General features: G+C 34.6%; 21 protein-coding genes. 10 read left to right on the top strand and 11 right to left on the bottom strand.

All coding sequences use genetic code 11. The features are described 5' to 3' along the window. Positions 1-51: 51 nt before the first annotated feature. Genes BGO88_RS16045 through BGO88_RS16030 form a run of 4 tightly spaced genes read left to right on the top strand, consistent with a single transcriptional unit; the run spans position 52 to position 3,338 of the window. Positions 52-1,575: a DUF6804 family protein gene (locus tag BGO88_RS16045; RefSeq protein WP_286707553.1), complete on the top strand. Its 1,524-nt coding sequence runs from the start codon at positions 52-54 to the stop codon at positions 1,573-1,575. Further along, the gene (locus BGO88_RS16040) at positions 1,562-2,638 is read left to right on the top strand and encodes a hypothetical protein (RefSeq protein WP_286707552.1); all 1,077 of its coding nucleotides are present in this window, start codon (positions 1,562-1,564) and stop codon (positions 2,636-2,638) included. The genes BGO88_RS16045 and BGO88_RS16040 overlap by 14 nt, the downstream gene beginning before the upstream one ends. A 33-nt stretch (positions 2,639-2,671) precedes the next feature. Continuing rightward, positions 2,672-2,932: a hypothetical protein gene (locus tag BGO88_RS16035; RefSeq protein WP_286707551.1), complete on the top strand. Its 261-nt coding sequence runs from the start codon at positions 2,672-2,674 to the stop codon at positions 2,930-2,932. A gap of 37 nt (positions 2,933-2,969) precedes the next feature. Next, positions 2,970-3,338 carry a hypothetical protein gene (locus BGO88_RS16030; protein ID WP_286707550.1) on the top strand — a complete coding sequence of 123 codons (369 nt, stop codon included), beginning with the start codon at positions 2,970-2,972 and terminating at the stop codon, positions 3,336-3,338. Positions 3,339-3,435: 97 nt separating this feature from the next. Here the strand turns inward: BGO88_RS16030 and BGO88_RS16025 are convergent, their stop codons facing one another. From BGO88_RS16025 to BGO88_RS16000, 6 genes are all read right to left on the bottom strand, one after another. Then, on the bottom strand, positions 3,436-3,924 hold the full coding sequence (locus BGO88_RS16025) for a hypothetical protein (RefSeq protein WP_286707549.1): 489 nt from the start codon (positions 3,922-3,924) through the stop codon (positions 3,436-3,438). 48 nt (positions 3,925-3,972) lie between these two features. Then, entirely contained in the window at positions 3,973-4,374 is a 402-nt protein-coding gene (locus BGO88_RS16020; protein ID WP_286707548.1) for a hypothetical protein, read from the bottom strand. 70 nt (positions 4,375-4,444) lie between these two features. Continuing rightward, a complete protein-coding gene (locus BGO88_RS16015) occupies positions 4,445-5,077 on the bottom strand; it encodes a hypothetical protein (RefSeq protein ID WP_286707547.1) in 633 nt (210 codons plus the stop codon). Positions 5,078-5,125: 48 nt separating this feature from the next. Next, positions 5,126-5,509, bottom strand: a complete 384-nt coding sequence (locus tag BGO88_RS16010; protein ID WP_286707546.1) for a hypothetical protein — start codon at positions 5,507-5,509, stop codon at positions 5,126-5,128. 40 nt (positions 5,510-5,549) lie between these two features. Beyond that, the gene (locus BGO88_RS16005; RefSeq protein ID WP_286707545.1) at positions 5,550-6,332 is read right to left on the bottom strand and encodes a DUF4261 domain-containing protein; all 783 of its coding nucleotides are present in this window, start codon (positions 6,330-6,332) and stop codon (positions 5,550-5,552) included. A gap of 42 nt (positions 6,333-6,374) precedes the next feature. Further along, positions 6,375-6,785, bottom strand: coding sequence for a 5-fold beta-flower protein (locus tag BGO88_RS16000; protein WP_286707544.1), 411 nt, complete (start codon positions 6,783-6,785; stop codon positions 6,375-6,377). Positions 6,786-7,046: 261 nt separating this feature from the next. Here BGO88_RS16000 and BGO88_RS15995 point away from each other — a divergent pair, with 261 nt between their 5' ends. The 5 genes from BGO88_RS15995 (at position 7,047) to BGO88_RS15975 (ending at position 11,104) form a co-directional block, all read left to right on the top strand. Continuing rightward, positions 7,047-7,796 carry a LytR/AlgR family response regulator transcription factor gene (locus BGO88_RS15995; protein ID WP_056069015.1) on the top strand — a complete coding sequence of 250 codons (750 nt, stop codon included), beginning with the start codon at positions 7,047-7,049 and terminating at the stop codon, positions 7,794-7,796. Positions 7,797-7,974: 178 nt separating this feature from the next. After that, positions 7,975-8,517: a hypothetical protein gene (locus tag BGO88_RS15990; protein WP_101473049.1), complete on the top strand. Its 543-nt coding sequence runs from the start codon at positions 7,975-7,977 to the stop codon at positions 8,515-8,517. A 39-nt stretch (positions 8,518-8,556) separates the two neighbouring features. Beyond that, the gene (locus BGO88_RS15985; protein ID WP_101473048.1) at positions 8,557-9,054 is read left to right on the top strand and encodes a hypothetical protein; all 498 of its coding nucleotides are present in this window, start codon (positions 8,557-8,559) and stop codon (positions 9,052-9,054) included. Between the two features lie 93 nt (positions 9,055-9,147). After that, complete coding sequence (locus BGO88_RS15980; protein ID WP_286707543.1) at positions 9,148-10,287, top strand: hypothetical protein; 1,140 nt, start codon at positions 9,148-9,150, stop codon at positions 10,285-10,287. Between the two features lie 187 nt (positions 10,288-10,474). Then, positions 10,475-11,104 carry a S41 family peptidase gene (locus BGO88_RS15975; protein ID WP_286707542.1) on the top strand — a complete coding sequence of 210 codons (630 nt, stop codon included), beginning with the start codon at positions 10,475-10,477 and terminating at the stop codon, positions 11,102-11,104. Positions 11,105-11,547: 443 nt separating this feature from the next. Here the strand turns inward: BGO88_RS15975 and BGO88_RS15970 are convergent, their stop codons facing one another. The 5 genes from BGO88_RS15970 to BGO88_RS15950 all read right to left on the bottom strand — a co-directional run bounded on the left by BGO88_RS15970 (position 11,548) and on the right by BGO88_RS15950 (position 15,728). Continuing rightward, on the bottom strand, positions 11,548-12,333 hold the full coding sequence (locus BGO88_RS15970) for a putative phage abortive infection protein (protein ID WP_286707541.1): 786 nt from the start codon (positions 12,331-12,333) through the stop codon (positions 11,548-11,550). After that, positions 12,305-12,601 (bottom strand): hypothetical protein, encoded by a 297-nt coding sequence (locus tag BGO88_RS15965; RefSeq protein WP_286707540.1) that lies wholly within the window; start codon positions 12,599-12,601, stop codon positions 12,305-12,307. Before BGO88_RS15965 ends, BGO88_RS15970 begins: the two co-directional genes overlap by 29 nt. A 347-nt stretch (positions 12,602-12,948) precedes the next feature. Beyond that, on the bottom strand, positions 12,949-14,181 hold the full coding sequence (locus BGO88_RS15960) for a transglutaminase-like domain-containing protein (RefSeq protein WP_286707539.1): 1,233 nt from the start codon (positions 14,179-14,181) through the stop codon (positions 12,949-12,951). 195 nt (positions 14,182-14,376) lie between these two features. Beyond that, the gene (locus tag BGO88_RS15955; protein WP_286707538.1) at positions 14,377-14,922 is read right to left on the bottom strand and encodes a dihydrofolate reductase family protein; all 546 of its coding nucleotides are present in this window, start codon (positions 14,920-14,922) and stop codon (positions 14,377-14,379) included. A 71-nt stretch (positions 14,923-14,993) separates the two neighbouring features. Beyond that, positions 14,994-15,728: a helix-turn-helix transcriptional regulator gene (locus tag BGO88_RS15950; protein ID WP_286707537.1), complete on the bottom strand. Its 735-nt coding sequence runs from the start codon at positions 15,726-15,728 to the stop codon at positions 14,994-14,996. A 644-nt stretch (positions 15,729-16,372) separates the two neighbouring features. Here BGO88_RS15950 and BGO88_RS15945 point away from each other — a divergent pair. Next, positions 16,373-17,543, top strand: a 1,171-nt coding sequence (locus BGO88_RS15945; RefSeq protein WP_502686516.1) for an RCC1 domain-containing protein, incomplete at its 3' end; no start/stop codon positions are given.

Here is a 17,543-nt window from a genome sequence, read left to right as displayed (position 1 = left end):
TGCGAGTGGCTGTATCGTTGTTTTTTTAATAACCTTTTTGATGGTAGTATCATGCAGGCAAATAGTATAAAGAATATTTATGCGGTCTGTAGCATATTATTGTTGCTAGCCTGCCTTCCGTTACCGATTGGATATTATACATTTTTAAGAATTATTGTATTTGTTTCGGTACTACTCATTCTTGCCTATGATAGCAATATCGATATTAAATGGAAGATAACATTGCTCATAGTCGGTTTTATTTTTAATCCGATTTTCCCCATATACTTATATGAAAAAATATTTTGGATACCTGTTGATCTGTTATCCTCAGCATTTTTTTTATGGATTTTTAAACAAAAATATTTTACTAAAACAATAAAAATGGAAGAAAAAATACTTGAACAAACCGAAGAAAAAGAAAGGTTTACTTATCATGCTTATGGATTTAAATCTGCACAGAATGCTAATTCAAGATATCAGGCAGTTGGATTCTTTTTAGATAATGTATATGAAAGATTTATTGAAGAGATGAAACTGGATGCGAAAGGGATTAAAAGCAGGATAGAGAAGTTAAGAGCCGAAGTGTTGCAAAGCAGGGCAAAAAAGAATGAAACCCAAGCCGAAATTACTACCTACGAAGGACTTAAGCAGGAAAAGAGTAAGCTAATTGAGGATTTAGAGCTTGAAAGGATAGATATTAGAAATGGGGATGGAGAAACTGGCGACACCATTCCTTTTGTAATTGGAACCTTCATAACAATATTACTTACGTTTTATTTATTTACGTTTTATTCCTCTTCGGGTTATGCTGCGCTTTATGGAGTTAAAGAAGGCAAGATCAGTTGGATTTCCAATCCGTTTGCAGAAATAAGTGGAGGTTCTATAGCGATTGTAATTTTATTTCCGGTAATATTTTTAGGTTTAGGTTTTTTGATTCATGATGCGCTGGAAAAAAATAAAAAGTTAGCCGCTCAAAAAAAACCTAAAAAATTCCTGACAATTGGCCTGTTATTATTTATAACACTAATAGCCGATGCTTTTATTGGATATAAAATTTCGCAGGGTGTGCATAATAATGAGTTTAATGCAGGTCTGACCGAAGAGCAATGGCATTTCAAAATGATATTTACGGATATAAATTTCTATATCGTTTTACTGCTTGGTTTTGTGGTCTATGTCATTTGGGGCTTTCTACTGAATTTTGTATTAAGTCATCCTTTTGTAAAAACAGAAAATGAAAAAATTAAAATTCTGCTGGAAAACATAGACAAAAAGATTGAAGAAAGACGGGCAGAACTAACAGAAATTATAGCCAGAATCAATAGTCTTTCCAATCTCCTGATGACCTTAGATGATGAAATTTCTGGTAAGCAAAATGATATCATTGGATATGAAAATGGAGTAATTCCAGTTAGTATTCCTTCACTGAAAGCTGCCGTTGGTGAATTTATGGGTGGATGGGGGGCCTATACACATGGTTTTTTTGGTTCGAAGGCTCACGATATTTTAAAAGAAACAGAGCAGGCGAAAGAAGAATGGCAGGAAAATAAAATTCTAAACATTAAGACCGAGTATAGCAGTGGAAAATTCTAAGAAAAAAAAGAAAAAAGATAGGAAACCCTTATTTATACTGTTTGCTTTCTTCGCTGTTTTTGGCTTGTTTATTTATCTTATTTCGATACCAAGTCCAGAAGAGAATGCTAAAAAGGAATTGATTACTGCATATAATAAAGATGCTGTAAAACAGGTATGGGAAAAGTATAAGTTAAAATTGCATGATAGTGAAAGCTTTTTGTTAGCCATACGAACAAAACTCAGCACTATGCAACTTACCGATGCTGAAATTAAAGATTGTATAGGTTGGCTTCCTCCGGCTCCTGAAAGTCTAAATATTATTGTAGTTCCGGATTTGTCTAATAGGATTGATTTAATTCCTGGACAGATAGATAGTGATAAGAAAACCATGGAGGCCATTTGGAATGCATTTGAGTCAACCTGTAAGTTGAAAAAAGACTCTCATGACAGATTAATAGTTGATGTTACAGACAAACATCAGGCAGGAGGTGAATTTGAAAAAATTGCAAATAATCTGCGATTTAATCTTTCTGATCATAAAGGAAAAACAAATAGGCTCTATTTTACGCAAGAACTATCAAATCAATATAGAAATGCAGTTAATACAATGTATGTTTCTGCTAAAGGGAAAGAGCTGGGAGCAGATTATTATCGTTACTTTCGACAGTATTTGGAGTCTAATTTAAAGAAGCCGAATTTCTTTACTAAATATAAAAATAAAGTAATTATCCTTACTGATGGATATATAGAGCCGCAAGATGAGAAAGCGTATACAAAGCTTTATGGTTACGAGAAAATACTATATCCTGTAGCAAAAAAAGGAGATTTAAAAGATATGATTAATAAAATCAATAAACATGATTTTAATATCCCCTCGGCAAATATAGATTTATCAAATACAGAAATACTTGTTTGTGAAGTAACAGAGAGAAAATCAGGCGAAGGTAGAGATTCCATAATATTAGAAGCATATTGGAAAGATTGGCTTTACAGAATGGCCGCAAAAGATGTAGTGTTTTATGAACGTCAAAAAGCTTCAGCAGCTACAATAGAAACAATCAAGAAATTTATTTCTTCCTAATGGTTTTTCAAATAAGACTTAATCTATTTAAGAATGAAACATATTCTGGATTATTTTTCTTTACTATTGCTCTTTTTCTCTTTAGGTTGCGACGATTCAAAGCAGGAAAAACCTTTGGATGATCGAAAGGTATATGTTTGTGAAAGTGCAATGTCATTTAGATACCACCTGAATCCGGAATGCCCGGGTCTAAAACAATGCATACATGGCATTTCCGTAATATCGGAATCATCTGCAAAAAGACAAGGGCGAATGTTTTGCGGACGAGAAACGGATTACAGTGCTTATGAATAATCTTTTTCATAAATTTAAATATCTAAAACCTACCACAATGAGAACAACACTATTCGCATTATTTCTCTGCGTTACCTGTTTAACAGCAAAAGGACAAACTGCCAAAGAACTTATTGGAAAATGGCAACTCGTACGTTATCTGCATAACGGACCGGAAAAAGACCTCAAGGATTTCTTTAAGACAGACCAGGTATATCAGGTGTTTTATGAAAATGGCAAATTTGAAAGCCTTATTGGCGACGAAGTGCATAAAGGAAAATGGAAAATGTCAAAAGACAACCAATACCTGACACTTACCTCAACACTGATTCCGATAAAACTTCATATCGATCTTTTTAAGGATGGAAAACGTATTACGTCTTATGAATCAATATGGACGTTTGAACACAAAAAAATAAATGATTGATAGTACTTTTCGTATACTATAAAGAAAAATCAAGAATAGTTTTAACCCCGATACATCTATCGGGGTTTTTGTTGTTACTGCTTAAAAAAATCAAATACTATATTTCATCTTTCCACCATTTGTCTTCGTCTGGGAAGCCATATTTTTTGGTGTCAATTTTCCAGCTATTATTGTCTTTTTTCAGTACAAATTGTTCCTTTTTGGCTATCCCGTGTTCAAAATAGGTTTCTACTACAGCACGATTTTCCGATTTCATTATAAGGGTGATTTTTGTATCGGGATAGCTTAAATATTCGTAAGCGGTTGGTTTTCCAAAGGATCGCGAATCGTTATAGGTTTTTATACTGATTGGCGCAATTATTTCTTTGCAACGTTGGGCATATTCGTCCCATAAATCTTCTTCATCGGGATGTGTTTGATTGGGAGAAGCTCTTTTCTTTTCCAAAACCTGATAGCGATCATATATTTCCTGTTCCAATGCATCGATCAGCAACAGTTTGCCAATCAAAAAATCAAGTATTTCATGACCTAAATCCTGGAATTTTTCGGGTGTCTGGCTTAGATCAATGTTCAGTTTTTCTATCATGTCTTTTTTAAGTGGATGTTCTGTAAATTTCCAGTTATTAATTTTAAGTTAGTCTAATCTAAAAAGCATAATATAAAATAACAACAACAAAGCCAGAGCAAACGGTATTACGATTAGGTATTTTCCTTTTTGTGCTACTTCCTCTTTTTCTACCAATGACATGGCTTCATACTCTTGCAATGTTTGTTCAAAAAAGTTTTTTCTGTTCATCATTCCAAAAATCAACAGATAAAACAAGCCAATTGACAGAAGCCCTACTGTTTTACCTATAAATTTTGAACCCAATAGAGTCATGGTTTCAAATGAAGTATCTGAAAGACTATCGGCTATAAAATCTAAATTCCATAAAGAGTAATCAATAATGAATATCAGGACTGTTCCTGCAAGTATCATGGAAGTTCCTTTTTTAGCAAGTTTAATTTCTTTTCCTCTGCCTTCAAGGTCAAACATATTGTACCAGAGTATTTTTTTTAAATAAATCATAAATCATAAATCATAAATCATAAATCATATTTCTTAATTATCTGACTCCCACCCAATTTCTGTCCAGATCACTATAAGGATAAATGTTTATCATTTTCAACATGTTTACAAAACCTTTGTGTCCAAACATTTCTACAGTAGCCAATTCTTCTTCAAAAATTTCAATGCATAACAATAAATGATGCTTTTGCTTTCCGATTTTGAACTCTTTGTAAAGATCAAAAATGATGTATTTGTTTTTACCATCATTGTCTTTTAACTGGCATATTTCTAAAGGATTAAATTCCTTTTTAGAGGCCACGCCGGCAATCTGCGTAAAAGTGTCACAAATGCGTCTTTCAATTTGATTGAATTCCGTGGGTGGTTCCTGCTCCGGATTATTATAAGTTTGCTTCGTAAAAGCGATTAATTCATACGTGCCTTTTTTATTTTTAGGACCATTTCCGTCAGGGTTGATTAATTGCATGGTTGTAAATCCTGTACCGGATATATGATTTGGGAAATAGTACATGTCAACAGCCCCGACAGTCATGTCAGCAATAGTTCCAAATGGAATTATTGAATGCCCGACAGTCTCAGCCGAAATCCCTAAAATAGATTCTATTGATTTTAGCTTCAGATTATGATATTCAGCGTATTGCTCATTTGTGAAATTTTGGTCATCTTTCATTTTTTGTTTCAATATTTTATTTAAAAAACTCATATCCTCCGTACTAATTTAACCTACCACTGTATCGTCAATAATTTCCCATTTTTTCAGGTCTAATATGATTTCTGTAGAACCAAATCTTAGTCTGCCAATAATTAATTCCCAGATACAATCTTCATCATCATTTTCGGGCAACGTGATTTTATGTATACTGACAGGCATTTTATAGTTAACCAACGTTTTAATATCTTCAGCATGGAACTCTTCCAGTTTTGTCCGTGCAAAAGTTTTGTAATTATCTAAATGAACATTTAATAATTCTAATAAAAAGTCAATTTGCGCTGCTTTTAACTTTGTAATTTTAACGGTATTTTCATTTCCGCCGTGAATTCTTAATTCTTTATTGATAGGAGACAAAAGTTTCTTTAGTTCTTCCCTTTTTAAATCTGCCATGACTTTTATTGGTTAATGAGTATAATAGCATTAGAATTTTTTACAATTCCAGTTTGAAAGATTCTCCTTCTACAAATTTTCCTTTAGATTGGGTTATTTTGATTTTCTGCTCTGCTGTATAGCCTAATGTTTCACCACTTTTAAAGGTAACATTGCTGTTGATAACATAAGCACAAATCTGACTTAAAAAGGTGTGCAATTCTCTTAAACCAAGAGGAGCATTTACAAACTCCATTTCCAGTTTGTCAAAAGCGGTCAATCCGTAAGAATAGGCACTATTTGTCTGTTCTCCTCTGCGAATACCGATATAAATCCACAAATCGAGAGGAATTTGATTTGATTTTAATGCTTCTGCACTATCAAGATATTGTGCTTTTGGGATAAGCAAAGATTGAGTGCCCTGATATACTCCAATACAATTGCTTGTTGCAAGAATGGCCGTTAGTACTTTTGTCAAAATTCCAAAGCGTTCTTTAGCGGTAGTGTTACTTGATAATATGGTTACCAGTCCGTGTACATTGTGATTCTCCAAATCTTTTACCGCAGTTGGCCAGTTATAGGCATACTGTGCAGTTCCTTGAATGTCGCCCATTGGAATTTGCGCTGCTACTGTTGCCAAAACAACTGTTTCACCCTGAACAGAAAAACTCGCTGCTTCTGTAGATTTATCGATATCCGTTACGTCAATTCCCCAATCAGATTGGAGGTAGGCTATTACTTTGTCGATATCAAATCTTTCTCCATTGTTAAACATTGGCATTGCCAGTAACAGGTTACTTTTAGCAGTTTCTTCCTTCTTTTCTTTTTTTGTAAAAAATCCCATTTTATAGTATGTTTTAATAGTTTATCTCTTTGTTTTTTTTCGTTACATCTTAAAAAAGAAATATACAACCGCCACCCATTCTTTCTTTATTCCTTTGGCATAACCAATAGTACTGCGGCTGGAATTCTCAACCGTTCCGTCATCTTTGATATAGCCCAGAGTGGAGCGGCTGCTGTTTTCTACAGTTCCATCACTCTTTACATAGCCAACTGTTGAGCGGCTGCTGTTTTCAATAGTTCCATCACTTTTAATGTAACCAATGGTGCTCCGGCTACTGTTTTCAATAGTGCCATCGCTTCTGATATAACCAACTGTTGAGCGGCTGCTGTTTTCAATAGTTCCATCACTTTTAATATAGCCAATGGTGCTTCGGCTTCCGGATTCGATAGTTTGTGCTTTGGTAATTGTAAAGCTTACTAAAGCCATAATAAGTAGGAGTGCTGTTTTATTCATTTTTTTAAAATAATGTTATAATTATGAATATTCTTTTTTATTTTTGGTCAGTTGTTTCATTTCTGAAAAATCTTCGGATGATTCAAATATAGAAGAAAGAAATGTCAATATATAATTAAATTAAGCAACGTTGCGTTTTGGGTTATTAACGTTGAGTAGTTTGTGTTAATCGTTTTAATAAGATTTTCTTGCACTGATATTTTTTAGCGGTTTCGATGACTAACATTTGAAATTCCTTATATTTACGAAAACTAGAATTATATGATACGAGCTGTCGTTATTGATGATATTGAGCGCATTAGAAAAGAAAATATTGCGATTATAAAATCAAATTGTCCGAATATCTCAATAATCGGACAGGCAGATTCAGTAGAGTCGGGTGTGAAATTAATAAAACTCACTTCACCTGATCTTGTTTTTCTTGATGTTGAGATGAGCGACGGAACGGGTTTTGATCTGCTCCAGAAACTAAAACCAATTCAATTTAAGGTTATTTTTATTACAGGCTATGAGGATTTTGCAATCCGTGCTTTCCGTTTTTCTGCTATTGACTACCTGCTGAAGCCGCTTGATGCTACAGAACTGGTCGATGCGGTAAAAAAAGCGCAGGAATCCTTCAATAAAGAGATTTTCGATACAAAACTCAACAACCTGTTTTCCAATATCGAACGCCCAAAGAATCTCCAAAAACTGATACTCAAAACTGCCGATAAAATCTATTCGGTCAATATTCAGGATATTGTAAGCTGCGAAGCCGATAAAAACTACACTACCTTTAATTTTATTAATGCTCCAAAACTTATTGTTTCTACGAATCTCAAAGAATATGAAACAATGTTGGTGCCTTATAATTTTTTCCGTACTCACAAGTCACACCTCGTCAATATGGCCTATTTCGACCATTTTATTAAATCGGATGGGGGTAATACAATCGTGATGCAAAACAAGCTTACGATACCTCTATCAGTACGTAAAAAAGAAGAATTTCTTTTGCTGCTCGAGAATATGTAAGTTTCTTACGTTTAAAACATTTCTTCTTTCATTCCAAACGATAGTCCTGTAAAAAGCTACGCAGGTTCATCGGTCCGAATTTTCATTTCTTTTTGATTTAGTATTGCAATGTGGTTCAGGAACATCAAGTTTTCTGAAACTGCCAAACTTAACTTTATTACAACCTAAATCAATTTAAATGAAAACAACAGTACGCATTTTAGGAGTCTTTATCATTTTGCTTATTTTGTTTGCAAGCGCTGCATCCATCTGGAGAGCTGAGCGCGATAAGACTGAACTTCGTGAAAGTCAGGCGGCAATTGCTGAGGCACAGCAATCCCTTGCTTTATTGAAAGAAGAAGCCAAGAACATGACAGGCGAATCAAAAGTACAAATCGAAAGCCAGATAGCAGAAGCAGAATCGGATATTAAAAAACTTCCGGCCGAATCTACCTTTACAATTGTACAAGTATTGTTCGGGTCTTCTATGTTGTTGTCAATCGTTTTCGGAGTATTCCTTTTTCGTCCGAATTTGAAATCGTCAAAGACTTTGCTGGTGGCATCTATTCTACTTTTACTGGCTACTTATTTTATTTCGCCTGACATTGATGGAGGGAAATATTCAGGATTTTCAAGAAGAACATTGGCACTAATAACAGGAATCCCACTTATTGTTGTAGCATTATTTGCTTTCTGGATTGCGAAGAAAAAGAATGCAGAAAGCCTGCGTAGTGGACGCTAAACGAAATCAATAACTAACTGTTTAAATATTTTTATAATTATGAAATTAAGAAATGTAATGTTTGGGCTGGTCATTGCGCTAGCGGTATCCTGCGGATCAAAAGAAACTAAAGAAAACGATACGGTTGCTACAGACAGCACCGCTACAGAAGCTGTTGAGACAAAAGCTCCGGCATCAGTCAAAGAAACTTTGACAAAAGTTTGGGTGGTAGATGACATTAATTACAATGTGGGCCTTAATGCAGCAAAGGATAAAGAGGCATATAAAGCACAGCTTGAAAAAGTACTGGCTGATATGAAAGGAAAGAGTGAATTGAATCTTGGTGCTGATGGGAAAGTTACCGTTGAAATGATGGACCATACCAATACAATCAAAAATTACACTGGAACCTGGTCGCTTACTGATGAGGACAAAACTTTAAACGTAATGCCTGAAGGCGCATTGGATCCGTTTCAATGGACTATTTGGGAAATTAGTCCGGAAAGCTTGTCGTTATTGATAAATAATACGACGATGAAATTCGTTCCTAAAAAATAAATCAGCAACATCTTACTTAATTCATTGGTGAACCACAGCCGAAAGGTTGTGGTTTTTTTGAGATTATTTAAGCTTAATATAAAACATCTGAAAATGAAAAAAATTCTATTTGTTCTGTTTTTGGCGATGAGCGCTACCAGTTACGCGCAACTTTCTGCCTATATCAACGGGAAGGCAATCAAAGAAGGAGCAAGTGTCTCCAAAAAAGATCTTGCATCGCTGCAGGTTGGTTTTAAGAATCAGAAAAAAGTCACCATTATTTCCGGAATAAGCGCACTCTATGTTCAGCTTCTTGACGCAAATAAAAAAGATATCCAGTCTTTTTTCCTTCAAAAAGACGGCTATGTTGCCATCGAAGATTTTTTTAAAAGTAACACACCAACAACAAAGTATAAAGTATTTGGTGAAGGAGGTTTTCTTAGCAATGGCAATACGCTTGATTGGATATTGTCGGCAGCCATTGGACAAGAAGCTCAGAAAACCATACAGGTAAAAATCGGGTTGTATGTTGCTGAAGAAACAGGTTACAGACAGTACGGACAAAGTGTAAGATTGTTAGAACCTATGACATTCAACGTGCCGATTTGGGACGCAAAAAATGTGACTATGCCATTCCTGGACCTGACTATCGATAAGACCAATATAGCGGGGGATATGGACACCAAGCAAAACGGGATGTTAGGCAGAAAAGAGACTGAGATTGGATATAGGCTCATTGAAAAAGACAAAATATGGTATACTGCTTTTGCTCTTGATAGTGATAAATATCCGGGGCTGAACGCCAAAGAAGTAGCAGACGATTTTATTCATGCAGGAACGTTCTATGCGAATTATAACCAGATGAATGATAAAAAACCATTTAAGGATTATGATATTCAGAAATATACATTGCCTTGGGACCATATCAACGATTTGCTGGATTCGAAAAACAGGCTGTCTAAACTTTCCTACCGTGTCAACAAAGAAGTCAAGAATAGTAACCTGATGAATTTGTTTGAAACAGTTACTATCAATGGCATGAAAGGCTATGCATTTAAAAGCAGTACGGATGAACGTGAGCATATTAATGCGACCAAATGGACTCCAAAAGGGAACTTTGTTATTTACATCCTGGAACATCCAACGAATCCAAAACTGACCCTTATCATTTCAAGCTCTGTAAAAAATAACGGAAATACTCTGGAAGAAACTGATGCGCTTCTCCAGACTTTTATCAATAGCATCAAAAAATAATAAGTAGTATAAGGTTGTTTAAAACCGCAGTTATTAACTGCGGTTTTTTATTGTTATTTTTGTTAAGATAACAAACTGAGATTTTATCAATACAATTATGATCAGATATTTTTTTCTCATTCTATTCTTTAGCTCGTTTGCCACATATTGCCAAAATTCAAAAAAGGCAAGTAAAGAAAGCCTCAAATTGAAAAAGGAAATTTTTCAGATTATAAAAGAGAATTCCTTGTATACAGATTCTTTAGATTGGAAGAAGATTAAAGAGGAATATGAAATGATTGTATTAAGTGAAAATGATTCTGCCAGTCAGGCTATATTATTTAAGTTTTTTACTGAAAAACTAAGACAAGTGGGAGATCACCATTCCTTTTTTGTTTCAAAAAAGACCATGTCAACCAGAAAGCAAACTACAGATCATGAACAGCCTAAAAGTAAATATTTGGGAGATCAAATCGGATTAATAAAAGTACCTCATTGTCTGACATTTGATTCTGAAAAAGATCTGGCATTAGCCAATACCATACGTGAAGAAATTAAAAGTGTGGATAATACATATACTGTTACAGACTGGATAGTTGATTTGCGTCATAATTCTTGGGGTAATATGTGGCCCATGCTTGCGGGTTTGAACGCACTAATAGAAGATGAAGAAGTAGGTTACTTTGTCTATCCGGCATCAAATAATAAAATATCATGGTCAAGCAAAAACGGATCGATGCTTTCTCAGAAGGCAAAAATCAATGATTATAAAATAAAGTACAGGCAGCTAAAGATTGCCGTGCTTATAGATTCATTAACCGCAGTAGTGGAGAAATGACTGCTATTTATTCCTTGGACTTCCTAATGTAAAAACATTTGGGCAAACCTCTGCAGGTTATACTACTTCCAATGGTACTTTTCCTCTGTCAAACGGTTCGCATCTGTATCTGGCAACAAGCCATGCCGCTGATAGAACAGGAAAAGTATATAGGGAAAAAATTTTTCCGGATGTAACGGTTGAGGATAATGCAAACACCAAAGAGGATGAGGTGGTTGAAGAAGCGAAAAAGTGGATAAGGCAATAATCGTATTAAGGTCATTATAAAAATCAGTTTTATGAAAGATAGGCGCAGCAGTTGGACACCTTATCTATTTTGTATTTATGATTGCTAATAATGTTCAAAGGTATCAGCTCTTATTGATGTGAATGAGCTAAATTAATTTAGCGATTTATTGTGAATTTATAATGTTATGGATTAGGTAATTACGATTAATTAGCTATTATGCGTTTTTTTCGATTCTAATATGGTATTTCCAAACTGAAAAGTTAATAGGATATTTAGACTGCTTTACCTTAAATAAATTTCTTAAGTCAGGATCGATACTATTATCATCTTTTATATCTTTTAAAAAGTCAAATTTTATCAGGCGATTTTTAAATTTTGAATGTTTTGTGCTCCCAATAGCATTATAAAAAATAAATAATAGTTCATGCGAATTAAATTGCGCTCTCAATAAATCTGCATAATCACTTTTTCTATTGTCAGCACAGTATGAATCTATAAATTTCAGCATATTATGTAAATTCTTCATGAATGGGCCGAATGAATCTTTTGCATCTCCTTTTATACTCAAAAATGAATTTTCAATATTTTTCTGATGATTTTTTGGAATATTACTGTCTTTTTTAGAGTTTATTTCAAAATATAGTTTAAAATCACTGTTTAATTTTAAAATTGCTTTATCACCTACTAATTTATTTATTGAGATTTCTTTCTTTTCTTCCGGAAGTGATTGAAATAAAATTTGAAACATGTTTTTAAATTCATTTTGATCACTTTCTTCACTCTGCTTATAGATAATCTTATAAGTTAAGTAAATTGATAATATTCCAATAATTGGGCTAAGTGTGCCTCCGAAAAAATCTCCAAATGTTCCCCACTTATCATTGTCATCTGATAACTTTGAACTATCAAAGTGATTAAAGTATATGTACAATAGTACAGAATAAATTGATATTACAATCAGAGTGTAGATATTAAATATCTGTTTCAAAATTTTCATCATGTATATCAAATATTGGTTTTGAAATAAATTCACACCCAGTAAGTTCAGAATCCTCAAAATTTAATACACCAACTGGATACTCATATGCATCAAATGAAATTTCTATGTCGTTCATGCAATGTGGACAATTACCAACATAATTCCAATTATATTGGGTTTCGTTTCCCATATTTCTTTCGTAAGAATAGGTGTTTCTTTCAAAATCATCGGACTCGATTTCAAAATTTTTCAAGCATCTTTTACACTTGAATTCGGGTGGGGTTTTCATTAGCATATTTTGTGGAATTGCGTATTACTTATATATCCTACTTAATAATGTATATGTATCTGTCTACTAGAAAGAGTATTTATAATATAAAGTACGATAAGTTTTACAATACTACACAAAAAAAGAATATCATGACCTGTTTTTTTAATGAATTGACTTTTTTGGGTAGATTTTGGCGTAACAAAATTTTGTTAATCTTTTTGAAAAGATAATATCATTGGAAAGCAATAGTATTGTTTATATTTCTGTGAGCAATGAGGATTCGAACTCTCGAAACTCTATGTGTAAACCAAATACTATAAATCAATTGAGCGTATCATTCTAGGTTATTCAATCTCCAAAACTTTCTATTGCATTTTTTTTTCTTCAGGCAATTTCCAAAAATAAGCAGGGTCATGAGTGATAACATTATTTTTCAAATATTTATTGCTGTCTTTGTCAAAACCGGTTGGGATGAGCGAAATATATTGTAAGTCAGCATCGGCTTGTCTGTATCTGCTTTCTGTATTGAACTGGCTTTTGTTAGTGCACTGAATCCAATATAGGTTTTTGGCCATATAATTATCAAGATACCAGATTTTGGTTACTTTCGTTTCTGAATTTAACTTCATGGACTGATTGTTTCTTAATCGTTCCCTAACTTCTTCAATACTCAGCAGATTATTGTTTTCGTCCATGACATAAGCCCCGTGGGAAGCATCCATCCAAAGCCATTTTTTTAGCGTTTCGGAATATACACTATTAATGACATGGCAGTCGGTATCCGTGTCGTCTTTTGGCATACAGGTTACGTAGCGTGATTTAAAACCCATTGCGAGATACATTTCATTTAATGTCATAGCCTTGTGTCTGCAATTGATTCCTTTGCCTGTTGCCTTATGGTAGTTATAAAAATCAATGGCATCAAATTCACATAGTGCCCAATTGGTACCGTCATATTTGATACTGTTGGTAACAAACAACATGATATTGATTATTTTTGAAACTTCATCACCTGTTCCGGCTATGGAATCCAACTTGAAATATCGTTTCACTTCTGTTAGATTGCGGTCATTTGCTGCCTGATAATTAAAGGCGGGTAAAGAACTTTTATTTTCTGATATGTAATTCCCGGATTGCTGTAGCAGGAATAACTTGTCGTATTGTTTTAATTGACTAAATGCCTTTATAAACTTTTTCTCCTTGCGAATGTTTGTTAAATCGGCATCATTTAGCGCATTCTGATAATCTTTATAACCCCAGTCTATTGCTTTTTCAAAGCTGGCAATTGCTTGTTTTTTTTCATTTAACAATGATTGTAAACAAGCCAAATTATAGTAAACATTGGCATATACATCTTTAATAGTAGGTTGGAATTCCTGCTTTTCTTTTTCAGTTAATTTTAAATTGTCTAATGAAGTAGCAACTGTGTTTAAAACTGTAGCGGCCTGTTGGTATTCCTTTGCGGGATAATGTTTGTTATACTCGACTTGTGCTTTTTGCAAGTCCGAAAGAAATTTGTTCCATGTTGGTGAGCTGGATTGTGCAAATGAGCTGAATGCAAAAAATGCTGCCAAAAAAAAGGTAGTCAAAAGTTTCATAGGTCGTTCTGTTTTTTGATGATTGATTTTAAAAAATATGATTTTTTAAAACTCTTTTGCATTAAGACGAGGCTCCTTTTGAAATGTAACAGAACATTGTGAAAAAATAAAAAAAAGGGTAGGTTTTTAAGGTGTGGATGTTTTAAGAGGTTCAGTTTAAATAAAAGCCCAACCGAAGAGTTCAGCCTGGTTTTTTTAGGATTCATTATTGTTTTTACTCTTGTAATGCAACTGTGTTAATCCTGTATCAAACGTTTTTGCCTTCACGAATTCAAGTATTTGTTCAGGTCTTCCATCCTTGAAAAGTCTCGTTCCGTTGCCTAATAAAACCGGGATAACCGAAATTTTGAATTCATCTATTAAAGTATGCTTCATTAGCTCATTTATTATTTCAGCACCACCGTCGCAATATATATTCTTTCCCTGTTCGGATTTCAATTGTTTAACTAAGTCTGTAATGCTTCCCGTATAGAAAATAGTTCTGCCTAGCTGAGGACGTTCCGTTCTTGTAATGACATACACATCTCTTTGTCCGTTATCGTAATGGGATGGACCGATTTCTTTTAATACATAATCATAAGTTTTTCTGCCAATAATTATTGTGTCAATTGTTGATACAAATTCCGAATAGCCATAATCCTCCCCCTCTTTTTCTACGAGTTTCAGAAAGCTGAGGTCATCATTAGGTTTTGCAATGTAACCATCTAAACTCATTGCAATGAAAAGTGATATTTTTCGCATCTGTTATACATTTAATGTTTTTGCAAATTTATTTTTAGACAAACAATAATGCTTTGTAAAAATGCGACAAATTACAGATGTGATGGCCAAAGTCCCGTATTCCGTCTGATTTCATTACTAAGGTGCGAATGATCATAATAACCACATTCAAAGGCTATATCTAATAAACTCCGGTCTTGTTTGGAATTTTTAATCACACGCAGTGCATTCTGAAATCGAATAATATTGGAATATTCTTTTGGAGTTAATCCAATGTATTTTTTAAAATTCCTTTCAAGCTGCCTTACGGTTGTAAAGTTCTTTTTTGATAGTTCGGAAATACTTATTTGCCCGTTTGTCAAATGTATGTCATTAATAACGGGTTGTAATTGGATGTGTTGGCTTTTTACTCTTTCAGAATAGAAATGGTCAAAGTAGAGGAATGGGTTGTCAACTATTTTATCAATATCAAATGAGTTGTGTTTTTCAAATTCAACAGTATCATTAGTCAGCTCATTTTGGTCAGCATAATTATAGAAATTAGCAAAAGTTGCAGGTTTCAGGCAAACACCTAACAAATGAGTGTTAATGTTAATAAAGCTATCTTTGAAAGAATTCATTGCACCAACTATATAGGTTTTTCCAAACTCCATAGAAACTGAACCGTTATCCGTCAAACAAGTATCTCCCAAATTTATTAGAATGCCGGCACAGCCATCAGGGAAAACCCGTTCTCTTTGGAGTTCGGCTTCGTTTCCTTTTAATTCCCAGTAAAAATGAATAAAAGGATTTAAATCTTTATAAGGTTTTATTATTTTGTACTCCATTGGTTTTGGTATTGTTCGATACAGTGCTAACAAGTTATATGCCCAAACACGATATGTATTCACTGTTGTAAAAGTGTATTTGCCGCATCATCAATAACCGTTTTTACAATACTACACAAAAAAACTTTTGGATTGATTATTTTAACACAGTAAAAGTACTCTGTTTGAAGTCCCAACATTTGGATTTTCTTGTTTTTAAACACGTTCTGAAAGAACGAATATCCTGTAATGGTTTACAGTAATCCTCTTATAGTTAGCACTTGTTCATTGTTCCGGATTTTTTCTTGCTTTTGAACTATCATTGTAACGTATTTGTGTGATTTCGTGATTTGCATTTCGTCATTATCGTTCAATGTTCAAAGAATAAGATAATCAATCTAATCATTAATCTGTACAGGCGAATATGGTGATAACACATTAAAAATGCCGGAATACTTTCTTGAACATACATTGAATTTATGATTTCGATTTACAATTTGCTCCATATCGATAGTACCCAATACTTTGTGCAGGCTGTTTAAAAGATGTTCAATGAAAATGTGAAATAGTAAACTTGTATATAATATTTTCTGTCAGTTTCTTTGGAACCTACAAAATGCTTTATATGTTTGCCGTCGAAAATTTATTAACCCGCAATAACAAATATGAAAAGAATAATTACAATTTTATTAGTATCACTAAGCCTACAGTTGTCAGCGCAATGTGTTCAAAAGGCCGGAGCAGGATCCTCCTGTACTTTTGTAATCAAATCAGACGGAACACTTTGGGCCTGGGGTAGAAATAACTATGGCCAATTGGGAATCGGTAATACTACTAATACTCCGGTAAAAACCCAGGTCGGTACTGCTTCAAACTGGCAAAATATAGAAGGCGGGCAATTCCATACAGTAGCCATAAAAGCAGATGGGACGCTCTGGGCGTGGGGCCTTAATGACAACGGCCAGTTAGGGCTAGGCAATACCACTAACAGAACCGTCCCAACTCAGGTATCCTCCAGTAATATCTGGTCTAGCGTAGCTGCAGGATATGATCATACAGTGGCAATTACGAATGATGGAACCATGTATGCCTGGGGACTTAACGATCATGGCCAGTTAGGTGACGGTACCAGTACCAATAGGACTAGTCCCAGACTTATCGGAACGGGTTGGAAGAGTGTTTCTGCAGGAAACAATGTCACAATCGCTGTAAAAACGGATGGAACACTTTGGGGCTGGGGTCAAGGCAGTCAGGTTGTTGGTGATGGCACGACTTCTGACAGATTTTCACCTGTTCGACTTGGAACAGATACCAATTGGAAGAGTGTAAGCCGTGGTGTAAGCCATACTTTAGCCTTAAAAACGGATGGGACACTTTGGGCATGGGGAACGGGCGGACGTGGCCAAATGGGTAACGGTACTACTTCTGGATACTCAGTACCTACGCAAGTGGGAACTGATACTAACTGGGAAAGCGTTAAAGCAGGTTTTTTCTTTAGTATTGGTAGGAAAACTGACGGTACGATATGGGCATGGGGACAGAATACATACTACCAATTGGGCTTAGGGGCAAGCACTGCGGATGTATTGGTTCCTACTCAAATTGGTACTGAAAATGACTGGCGTACCATTTCAGTAGGTACAAGTTCACTATTTTCAGGAGCTATAAAAAATGATGGTTCATTCTGGGCCTGGGGCTATAACAATTACTCGCAATTGGGTGACGGGCTTACGGGGCGACTGCAGGTGCCGACATTGATTGCCTGTCCTGGAAGTATGATCGTAACTGAAACGGCCTGTGACAGCTATACCTGGGCAGTTACCGGAATAACTTATA

The sequence above is a fragment of the Flavobacterium sp. 38-13 genome (assembly GCF_001899155.1).
Taxonomy (GTDB): Bacteria; Bacteroidota; Bacteroidia; order Flavobacteriales; family Flavobacteriaceae; genus Flavobacterium; species Flavobacterium lindanitolerans.
The sequence above is the reverse complement of the archived record's forward strand: the minus strand, read 5'-3'. Positions and strand labels throughout refer to the sequence as shown.